Raw genomic sequence first — 8,450 nt, 5'->3', positions numbered from 1 at the left:
CAAGGACCCATTTTATCGAATGGCGAGTTAAGGAAAAACCACCTTAATTTAGCTAAAAAGTAGTCTTGACAAATGAGGCCAGCGTAAGATACGTTTATCTTCAGTTTAAAGCGGCCGTTATTAATTGCGGCGGGACTTATTTTAATTTGTTTTAATGCTGTCATGACAGGGGATATTTTTATCAGAAATCACATTGTTTTTAAGTTGTCTTCATATATAAACGCGGGTAAAGCAAATTATGCCCTGCTTTATACTAAATTATTTCAGAGCCGGATAAAACGGGATTATCAGGGCTCTTTTTACGCGGGGATTATTATGAACGCAACGGGGCAGGAACAGAAAGCGGAAGCTTATTACAGCGGCGCGCTGCGGTTGTTTCCGTACTTTGAAGGCGCCCTTTTTAACCTTGGCAACCTGTATTTTCGGCAGGGTAAATATGACAAAGCCGCTGAAAAATACGGCAGAGTGCTGGATATTAATCCTTTAAATTCGCAGGCGATAAATAATATGGGAAAGGCCTTAATTGAGCGGAAAGAATATCAGCAGGCCGTTATTCTGCTTGAAAAAGCGGGGCCTTCGCGGGATGACGCGTATATAAAATATAACCTTGCGCTTGCTTATTATATGTCGGATAATGGTACAAAAGCTTTAATGATACTTCAGGAACTGCTTGAACTTTCGCCGGACTTCACTTTGGCGGAGGAATTATTGCGTAAAATAAAAGCCGGGCGCGGGGGCGTATGAAAAGGTTAGTGTTGTCTGTTTTTATGACAGGTTTTTTATATTCCTTTATTTTTGCGGCTTTTGAAAAAGGGGCAATACAGCAGCCGGGCGCTGTGGCGGCAGGCGCGGGTTACGCGTGCACGGCAAAGTCCGCGGGAGCGGATTCCGTATTTCATAATCCGGCGGCACTTTTTATTTCAGAATCTTCGGGATTGTCATTAATGTACGGCAACATTGCAAATACAAAAGCCCAGGATGTATACGGAGTACTGTATGGCTATATAAAGCCTTATCTTTCGGTTGCGGCTTCCGCGGGTACAATGTACAGGGAAAACACCGGGGAATATACGTATCAGCTTACCTTGTCTGTGCCTGTGTACAGGGAAGATTTACAATATTTCGGCGCGGGCTGTAACGTAAAATATCTGGTTTCGTCTTATGGCGGGCAGGCGTCCGCTTTAACCGCGGATATTGGTGTACTTACGGTTTTTAAAGATGTATGGTTTCTGGAACAGCTTTCGCTGGGGGCCGTATATAAGGATATAAACGCAAGGTTAAGGCATGAAAGCGGGCTGGAAGAGGAGATTGCTTCCTCTTTAGGCGCGGGCATATCCCTTGTTTATGAGGGTTTTGAATTGTCAGGGGATTTTGATTACATAGCGGATATAAGTACGAATTCATATAATTATTCTGTAGGGCTGTCAAAAAAGCTGCTGATGTTTACTTTAAGAACGGGTTTTGCGGGCTTTCAGACAATCGCGCCGGCGTTTACAGCGGGCGCGGGCATAATTCTTGGCGACTTCACGGTAGATTATGCTTTTGCGGGGCATGCAAGCTCGCTTGGGGCTACTCACAGGATAGAGGCATCATACCTGTTTGACAGGGTTCAGGCGGGGTATATACCTGCTCCTGTAAAGTCCGCCATATATTCCGGCGATTCTAAAGCGCTTGTCAAATGGAGTTCTGTATCGGGGCTTATTACACGCTATCGGCTTTACATCACGCCTGAAAATCAGCAGACAATTACAAGGGAAACCGAAGGCAGGTCTGATATTGATTTTTTAATTACAGGGCTGGAAAACGGTGTTAAATATACCGTGCAGATTGCGGCTTTTTCCGGTGATAAAGAAAGTGAAAAGTCAGATGTGCTTGCCGTTAAACCCGCCGTTATGAATGATAATGCGAAAACGTTTTACAAAAAGGCGGAGTTGTTATATATTGATGGTAAATATAAAGCCGCAATTGATACGCTTAGACAGGCGGGAACTTCCGCTTTGTTGACTGCCGAATACGTTATATTTATGGAAAAACTTGAGAAACTGCGTAAAATAAAGTAAAGGGAGCATATGATGAAAAAATTATTTATCCTGTCGCTTATTCTTATTATTCCGGTTTTAATTTATGCTCAGGATAAAACTGAAGCTGTGGACCCGGAAAAATACTTTTCTCAGGCTGCGGTGGCTTATATGGACGGCAAACTTGATGACGCCACCGTGTTTATAATGAGAGCGCTGCAGTTAAAACCAAACAATCCCAAGTATTCCGGCCTTTATGACCTGATTGTGAAAGAAAGGGCTAACTTTAAAGAAATTTCAATACTTAATACGGTTAATAAGCCCAAATATATGGACGATAAACAATATTCCCAGCTGCTTAATTATATTAAGGCTCTTGAAAAAAACATTAAAAGGCAGGCGGAAATGTCAAGAAACAGGGCGGAAAAAACAATAATTCTGCTGTCTGAACGCACAGGCGAGATAGAGAAGCAACAGGATGAAATTGTAACCGGTTTAATTCCGGCACAGCAAAAACAGCTGGATTTACTTGAAAATGTTCAGGAAACCGGCTTTAATACCGCGAAATACGCCGTGGTTGTCATTTTATCCTTTATTTTAGCCCTTCTTTTTGTTATCATAATTCACTTAAGGAATCTGAAAAAAGCTGAAGAGAGCATAAAATTCCTTAAAGTCAGACAGGATGAGCAGTATCAGAAACTTGCAAGAATGGAAGAAGAACAGAAACGCCTGTCTGAAAAGCCGTAAAATACGGAGGAAATTCCATGAGAAAGTGTGTAATTGGTACTTTTCTTGTTTTGTTTTTTTCTGTGTGTTCTTATGGAACACAGGCCAGGAACATAGAACTTGTGGATGTTCCCACCGCAAATTCCATGCTTAAAGCGGAGCTGCGTTATGACGTGAAATTTTATGCCGGCGGCGGAGTTTTAAACAGGATATATGTCGGTGTTTTTGACAGGCTTATGATAGGCGCGGCCCTTAACGTAACCAACCTGGTTGGAACGGGGCAGATTCAGGTTATTCTGCCGCCAAAACTTCTGGGCAAATTCAGAATAACGGACGATGAAGGCGGAGTGCCCGCGATATCTTTGGGGTATGAAGGCGAATCGTATCTGGATATGTACACAAGGGGGGTTTTTTTAAGCGTAACAAAAGAAATCGCGCTTGGTTCCGTTTTTATGCAGTTAACAGGCACGGTATATACCAACCAGTTCAGCGATATTATAACGAATATGGACATGGGCGCGGGCGCGGCGTTTGCGATAACCCAGGACTTTATGTTATGCGCGGAAATAGACAGCCTGTTCCGTGACAGTTCTTTAAATCTTAACTGCGGAATAAGCTACAGGTTTGACCCCATTACCCTTGAAGTTATATTAAAGTACGGGCTTGGCGAAGAAGATGTAAGGCATTCCAGAGTTTTAAGGCTTACTTACATAAGCTACTTTTAAGGAGAAATCATATGCCACTTGACAAACCGCTTGAATTTGAAAAACCAATACTTGAGATTAAAAAGAAGATAGGCGAGCTTAAAACGCTTTCTGCTGAAGGCAAAATCAACGCGGATTCAGAGATTAAAACTCTGGAAGCGAAGATGGAAGTTTTAAAACAGGATATTTATAAAAATCTTTCTTCCTGGCAGATTGTTCAGATAATGAGGCATGTGGCAAGGCCCAAGATGCTGGATTTTGTTTCGCTTATGTGCGCTGATTTTCAGGAACTGCACGGGGACAGGGCTTTTAAAGATGATAAAGCAATGGTGGGTGGAACCGCAAAGATTGACGGAATACCGGTAATGCTGATAGGGCTTCAGAAAGGCAAAGATACAAAAGAGAACCTTTTTAGAAATTTTGGAATGGCGCAGCCTGAAGGTTACAGAAAAGCTTTAAGGCTTATGAAGACTGCCGAAAAATTTAATGTGCCGATAGTGACTTTTGTTGATACAAGCGGCGCTTATCCCGGGCTTGAAAGCGAAGAACGCGGCGTCGCGGAAGCGATTGCAAGGAACCTTCATGAAATGGCAAGAATAAAGGTTCCGATAATTGTGTGCGTAATAGGCGAAGGCGGCAGCGGAGGCGCGCTTGGCGTGGGCGTGGGCGACAGGATACTTATGTTAAAGTATGCCACTTACAGTGTTATATCATTTGAAGGCGCGGCTGCAATTCTGTGGAAAGACAGCACAAAAGCCGCGGAAGCCGCAAAAGTTTTAAAACCCACCGCGCAGGATCTGCTGCAGATAAAGATTATAGATGAAATTGTGGAAGAACCTGTTGAAGGAGCCCACAGGGATTACGAAACGACCGCGAAAAATCTGAAAAACGCGATTGTAAAAAATCTTAAGGAACTCATGGACACGCCTGCTGACAAGCTGCTTGATGACAGGTACAATAAATTCAGAAACATGGGTTTTTTTACCAGGAGTAACGGATAAAGATGAGAAAATTAATTACCGCGGCATTGTTATTGTCTTTTAGTGTTTTGTGCGGAGCGGCGCAGTCAACAATGCCGCCCGTATCAGAAGCGCCGGAGAATAATTATCAGGCGGTGGTTGTGCTTGACCCCGGTCACGGCGGCGGCGAATGGGGGGCGTCGGCGGGTTCAATTCACGAAAAAAATATAAATTTAAAGATAGCCCTTATGGTCAAAAAGAAGCTTGAAGCTTCCGGAAAACCTCTTGATGTAAAAATTACAAGAACGGATGATTCATATTTAAGCGTTCAGGACAGGGTGGGGATGGCCAACAGCAGCAAAGCGGATCTTTTTGTCTGCATACACAGCGACAACCTGCCGCAGGAAAAAATAAAAGGGTACGCGGTTTACCGTTTTTATTCTCCTTTTCCGGCACAGGAAAACCCGGAGCTTGTGGTAAAGTGGGATGATGTTCAGAAAAAACACATGGCGCAGTCCGCGAAAGCCGCGGAGGTCATTGCAAAATATCTTTCAGCTTCTCTTATTTCGGAATCAAAGAATGCCGGCCAGTCGGGCAATGATACTATTCCCCTTGATTCGCGCGGAGTAAGAAAGGCCAGGTCTTACTGCTTAAACGGTGCTGATATGCCCGCTGTGCTTATAGAAACGGCCAACATAAATAATAAAGAAGACGCTTCGGCGTTAAAGGATGATAAAATTTTAAATTCCATTGCCTACCACATTAAAGAAGGCATACTTGCGTATTTGAAGGTGAAATGATGAATAAAAAAGTATTTTTAATCTTAATCTGCCTGCTGGCGGGCGTGCTTGCCGTGTTTCTGGCGGTGAAAAAGGGCGCGGTAAAAAGCGATTCTCAGAGCGTTATCGCGGCGCTTATGTTGTACAGCGACGGCGACAAAAAAAACCCCGTGGACATATACTTTGCCGACACTGAAACGGAAAAGTTTCTGGTTTATAAGACGGAAATATTTGAAAATAAACTTATTGAAAACCGCATTAAGCAGGTGCTTTTAATACTTTTCTCCGCGCCGCCTGAAGGTTATTTTACGTATATACCGCAGGGAAGCGCTGTCAGGGAAGTGTTTATGGACCCTAATGGCATATGTTATGTTGACCTTGACGCCGGCATTACAGCCAATTTTAAAGGCGGGACATCGGCGGAAAATCACGCGGTTTATGCCATTGTTAATACCATAATGAAAAATTTTCCAAAAGTAAACGGTGTAAGGTTTCTGGTGGGCGGTAAAGAAGCGGAAACGCTTGCCGGCCATATAAAAATAGACGGCATACTTAGGGCTGATTAAAATTACAAATTGATTTTTATAATCAAAGATGTTAAATTATCTTCCGTTTACCGGTTAAATAATAAAGGAGTATGTGTTGGATAAATACATTCCCGAAGAAATAGAAGGAAGGATTTATTCTTTCTGGACAGATAAAGGTTTATTTAAAGCGGATGAAAATTCAACAAAACCGCCTTTTTGCGTCGTTATACCGCCGCCAAATGTCACGGGTTCGCTTCATATGGGTCACGCGCTTAATAACACGCTGCAGGATATATTATGCCGTTATAAAAGGGCCCGCGGATTTAATGTTTTATGGGTGCCGGGATGCGACCACGCGGGAATTGCCACGCAGAATGTGGTGGAACGCGAACTGAAAAAAGAAGGAAAAAAAAGGCACGACCTGGGCCGTGAAAAATTTGTGCAGCGCGTGTGGGAATGGAAGGAAAAATACGGTACGACAATAATGATGCAGTTAAGAAAACTTGGAAGTTCGCTGGACTGGAGCCGCGAACGTTTTACAATGGACGAAGGGCTTTCAGAAGCGGTTAAAGAGGTCTTTGTAAGGCTTTATAATGAAAAACTTATATACAGGGGCGATTACATAATTAACTGGTGCCCCCGCTGCCACACGGCGTTATCTGATATTGAAGTGGAACATAAAGACTTAGACGGCCATTTTTATCACATAAAATACCCTTATAAAGATAAGCCCGGTTTTATTCAGGTGGCAACCACAAGGCCTGAAACGCTTCTTGGCGATACGGCAGTGGCGGTTCATCCTGAAGATCCAAGATATAAAGATATCCCCGAAGGCACATTGATATTATTACCCGAAACAGGCAGGGCAATACCTTTAATAAAAGATGAATACGTGGATAAAGAATTCGGGACAGGCGCCGTAAAAATAACCCCCGCGCACGATCCCAATGACTTTCTGATAGGTTTAAAACATAAACTTGAAATGATAAAGGTTATGGATGAAAGCGCAAAAATGAATGAAAACGCCGGCGCCAAATATCAGGGCATGGACAGGTTTGAAGCCAGAAAAAAAATAATGGAAGCGCTTGAAGAACAGGGGCTTGCCGTAAAAACAGAAGATCATAAGCACGCCGTGGGGCACTGCTACCGCTGCAATACCGTAATTGAACCGTATGTTTCCACGCAGTGGTTTGTTAAAATTAAACCCCTGGCAGAACCGGCCATAAAAGCGGTGGAAGACGGCGAAATTCAGTTTACCCCTGACATGTGGAAGAAAGTTTATTTTGAATGGATGAATAATATAAAAGACTGGTGTATTTCCCGCCAGCTGTGGTGGGGTCACAGAATACCCGCGTGGTACTGCGAATGCGGTGAAATCATTGTCTCTAAGGGAACTCCCGTAGAATGCCCTAAATGCGGCAGCCTGAAAATAACACAGGATGAAGATGTCCTTGACACCTGGTTTTCTTCGGCTTTATGGCCTTTTTCAACCCTTGGCTGGCCAAAAGATACAAAAGATTTAAAGGCGTTTTATCCCACATCCGTCCTTGTAACAAGCTGGGATATCCTGTTTTTCTGGGTTGCAAGGATGATAATGACAGGGATTAAATTCATGGAAAAGCCGCCGTTTGCGCATGTGGTTATCAATTCGCTTGTGTGCGATTCAGAAGGCAAAAAGATGAGCAAATCCAAAGGCAATGTGGTGGACCCCCTTGATATTATTTCAAAGTATTCCGCGGATTCGCTTCGTTTTACCATGGCAACTTTAGAAACCGCCACGCGGCATATAGCGTTTTCAGAGGACAGGCTTAAAGGTTACAGCAACTTTATGAATAAGATATGGAACGCCGCGAAATTTGTAAAACAGAACCTGGAAGGGTATACGGCCGTGGACCTTGATAAAGCGCAGTTAAAGCTCCCTGAAAAGTGGATATTATCAAGGTTTAATTCTGTAGTGGATAAAGTTACCGACGCGGTGGAAAATTTCAGGTTTTCCGAATCTTCCATTTTATTATATGATTTTTTCTGGCACGATTTCTGCGACTGGTACCTTGAAATCGCAAAAATAGACCTGTATAAAGAAGGGTCTGATTATAAAAACACCGTTCAGACGGTGCTTTCCAAAGTGTTAAAGGATTCGCTTGTCTTAATGCACCCGTTTATACCGTTTATAACGGAAGAGATTTACGGGCATATGGGTTTTGCCGGCGCGAAAGAAAGTATAATGAAAGAAAGCTGGCCTTTTGTGCATGAACCTTTTAATTTTGACGCCAAAGAAATGGACACGATAATGGACGCGATTTATGTTTTAAGAAACGCAAGGGGGCAGTTTAATATATCCCCGGCGGAAAAGCTTGACGGCTATATTGTCACTGAAAATAGAGCTGTGGTGGAAGCCAACAGGGACATAATAATAACACTTGCCAAACTTAGTTCGCTTAACTTTGCGGAAAAGACAGGCGAAAATGTGGCAGGCAGGGAAGTTAAGGATTTGGGATTTGCCGGCATTGACATGAAAGGAAAAGTGGATATCGCGAAAGAAACAGAAAAAGCCAAAAAAGCCATAGAAAAGTTTAATAACGGCATAAAGTCAATAGAGGCAAAAATTTCAAACCCCAAGTTTACGGCTAACGCGCCAAAAAAACTTGTGGATGAAGAGAAAGCCAAAATAGAAAAGTTAAAATCAGATATAGACGATGAAGAAAAGAAAATAAAACTGCTGGAAAGGCTTGCGTGA

8 protein-coding genes are annotated in these 8,450 nt (G+C 43.0%); all 8 read left to right on the top strand.

Annotated features, from left to right (window positions below; all coding sequences use genetic code 11):
* Positions 1-162: 162 nt before the first annotated feature.
* The 8 genes from JXR81_11220 to JXR81_11185 are packed head-to-tail and all read left to right on the top strand — an operon-like array spanning position 163 to position 8,450.
* The gene (locus JXR81_11220) at positions 163-744 is read left to right on the top strand and encodes a tetratricopeptide repeat protein (GenBank protein ID MBN2755412.1); all 582 of its coding nucleotides are present in this window, start codon (positions 163-165) and stop codon (positions 742-744) included.
* On the top strand, positions 741-2,060 hold the full coding sequence (locus tag JXR81_11215; GenBank protein MBN2755411.1) for a fibronectin type III domain-containing protein: 1,320 nt from the start codon (positions 741-743) through the stop codon (positions 2,058-2,060). The genes JXR81_11220 and JXR81_11215 overlap by 4 nt, the downstream gene beginning before the upstream one ends.
* Positions 2,061-2,072: 12 nt before the next feature.
* Complete coding sequence (locus JXR81_11210) at positions 2,073-2,765, top strand: hypothetical protein (protein ID MBN2755410.1); 693 nt, start codon at positions 2,073-2,075, stop codon at positions 2,763-2,765.
* Positions 2,766-2,782: 17 nt separating this feature from the next.
* Positions 2,783-3,469, top strand: a complete 687-nt coding sequence (locus JXR81_11205) for a hypothetical protein (GenBank protein MBN2755409.1) — start codon at positions 2,783-2,785, stop codon at positions 3,467-3,469.
* Positions 3,470-3,480: 11 nt separating this feature from the next.
* Positions 3,481-4,449 (top strand): acetyl-CoA carboxylase carboxyltransferase subunit alpha, encoded by a 969-nt coding sequence (locus JXR81_11200; GenBank protein MBN2755408.1) that lies wholly within the window; start codon positions 3,481-3,483, stop codon positions 4,447-4,449.
* 2 nt (positions 4,450-4,451) lie between these two features.
* Entirely contained in the window at positions 4,452-5,207 is a 756-nt protein-coding gene (locus tag JXR81_11195; GenBank protein ID MBN2755407.1) for an N-acetylmuramoyl-L-alanine amidase, read from the top strand.
* Positions 5,207-5,752, top strand: coding sequence for a GerMN domain-containing protein (locus JXR81_11190; protein MBN2755406.1), 546 nt, complete (start codon positions 5,207-5,209; stop codon positions 5,750-5,752). Before JXR81_11195 ends, JXR81_11190 begins: the two co-directional genes overlap by 1 nt.
* 58 nt (positions 5,753-5,810) lie before the next feature.
* The gene (locus JXR81_11185) at positions 5,811-8,450 is read left to right on the top strand and encodes a valine--tRNA ligase (protein MBN2755405.1); all 2,640 of its coding nucleotides are present in this window, start codon (positions 5,811-5,813) and stop codon (positions 8,448-8,450) included.

Source organism: Candidatus Goldiibacteriota bacterium, assembly GCA_016937715.1.
Classification (GTDB): domain Bacteria; phylum Oederibacteriota; class PGYV01; order PGYV01; family PGYV01; genus PGYV01.
This window is presented reverse-complemented; position numbering and strand designations above follow the sequence as displayed.

What these genes read in the sequence shown, in the direction of transcription:
- JXR81_11220 (MBN2755412.1), top strand. Translation starts at nt 163, where the DNA reads ATGACAGGGGATATTTTTATCAGAAATCACATTGTTTTTAAGTTGTCT.
- JXR81_11215 (MBN2755411.1), top strand. Translation starts at nt 741, where the DNA reads ATGAAAAGGTTAGTGTTGTCTGTTTTTATGACAGGTTTTTTATATTCC.
- JXR81_11210 (MBN2755410.1), top strand. Translation starts at nt 2,073, where the DNA reads ATGAAAAAATTATTTATCCTGTCGCTTATTCTTATTATTCCGGTTTTA.
- JXR81_11205 (MBN2755409.1), top strand. Translation starts at nt 2,783, where the DNA reads ATGAGAAAGTGTGTAATTGGTACTTTTCTTGTTTTGTTTTTTTCTGTG.
- JXR81_11200 (MBN2755408.1), top strand. Translation starts at nt 3,481, where the DNA reads ATGCCACTTGACAAACCGCTTGAATTTGAAAAACCAATACTTGAGATT.
- JXR81_11195 (MBN2755407.1), top strand. Translation starts at nt 4,452, where the DNA reads ATGAGAAAATTAATTACCGCGGCATTGTTATTGTCTTTTAGTGTTTTG.
- JXR81_11190 (MBN2755406.1), top strand. Translation starts at nt 5,207, where the DNA reads ATGAATAAAAAAGTATTTTTAATCTTAATCTGCCTGCTGGCGGGCGTG.